Below are 1,169 nucleotides of genomic sequence, written 5' to 3'. Positions count from 1 at the left end.
CAGCGCCGCGAACACGCGCCAGAGGCTGGCGGCGACATGCTGGAGCAGCGTCGCATCGACGAAACCCTCGCGGGCGACTGTGACGAACTTTGCCCAGACGGCGGCGGGCGACGGGAGGAAGACCGGTGACACCAGCTGCAGCTCGGCCGATGCAGCCCATGCCGCCAACAGCGCAAGAAGGGTGATCGCGCTGATCAGGCGCGCTGAAACGCCCCTGCGGTTCCGCCGCGGCCGCGACCATGGCACCGACAGGGCGTCATTCTCGCCGGCCCTTGCTGCCGGCCGCTCCGTGTAGCTGCCAACGCTCATGCCGGCTCTCCTTCGAAAATCGTGTCAGTCAACTCGGCGCGGGCTGCGGCGAAAGCCGGATCCGCCTTGATCGCGCGGATCGGCTCGCCGCCGGCATAACGCCGGCCGAATTCGGTCTCGAAGCTGCGCACGACATGGCCGGGTCCCGGCGCCAGCACGACGATACGGGTGGCAAGCACCAGCGCTTCCTCGATGCCGTGTGTGACCATCAGCACGCCGACTTCGGCAGCCGCCCACAGATCGAGCAGCGTCGTCTGCATGCGCTCGCGCGTCAGCGCGTCGAGCGCGCCGAGCGGCTCATCGAGGAGAAGAAATTCCGGCTCGGCAGCAAGCGCGCGCGCCAAGCCGACGCGCTGGCGCATGCCGCCGGAAAGTTCCCAAATTCGCTTGTCGCCGGCACTGTCGAGCTTGACGAGCTTGAGCAATTCGTCGGCGTGCCGCGCCCGCTTCTCGGCGCTCACGCCGCGCAGCTTGAGCGCGAAGGCGACGTTTTCGCGCGCGGTCAGCCAAGGAAACAGCGCATCATTCTGGAACACCACGGCGCGGTCTGGCCCGGGCGCGGTGATCGGCTGGCCGGCGATCGTGGCCCGGCCACGCGCCGGCTCCACCAGTCCGGCGGCGACGTTGAGCAGCGAGGTCTTGCCGCAGCCTGAGCGGCCGACCAGCACGACGAAGTCGCCCCTGCCGGATTCGCTTTTGCCGATGTCGATCGAGACACGCTCGACCGCGGGGGCCGGCTGGCCGTCATAATGCACGGTGACGTTATCGAGCGTCAGATGCGGCATTGGACTCAACACTCTTCTGCTGGATCGAACGAGGGGCGCCTGTCCCGAACCTGCTCCTCGTAAGCGGTCCGGGAC

The 1,169-nt window shown here is 68.2% G+C and carries 1 protein-coding gene and 1 pseudogene; both read right to left on the bottom strand.

Annotation, left to right across the window (positions count from 1 at the left end; translation table 11 throughout):
• A pseudogene (locus EN742_RS35450) lies at positions 1-309 on the bottom strand (taurine ABC transporter permease); the annotation flags it as partial.
• Positions 306-1,094 carry a taurine ABC transporter ATP-binding protein gene (locus tag EN742_RS35445; protein WP_126056354.1) on the bottom strand — a complete coding sequence of 263 codons (789 nt, stop codon included), beginning with the start codon at positions 1,092-1,094 and terminating at the stop codon, positions 306-308. The pseudogene EN742_RS35450 and the gene EN742_RS35445, both read right to left, overlap by 4 nt.
• Between the last annotated feature and the right edge of the window lie 75 nt (positions 1,095-1,169).

Origin of the sequence: Mesorhizobium sp. M4A.F.Ca.ET.020.02.1.1 (assembly GCF_004022645.1) — a bacterium.
In the GTDB taxonomy this organism is placed as follows: Bacteria; Pseudomonadota; Alphaproteobacteria; order Rhizobiales; family Rhizobiaceae; genus Mesorhizobium.
The sequence above is the reverse complement of the archived record's forward strand: the minus strand, read 5'-3'. Positions and strand labels throughout refer to the sequence as shown.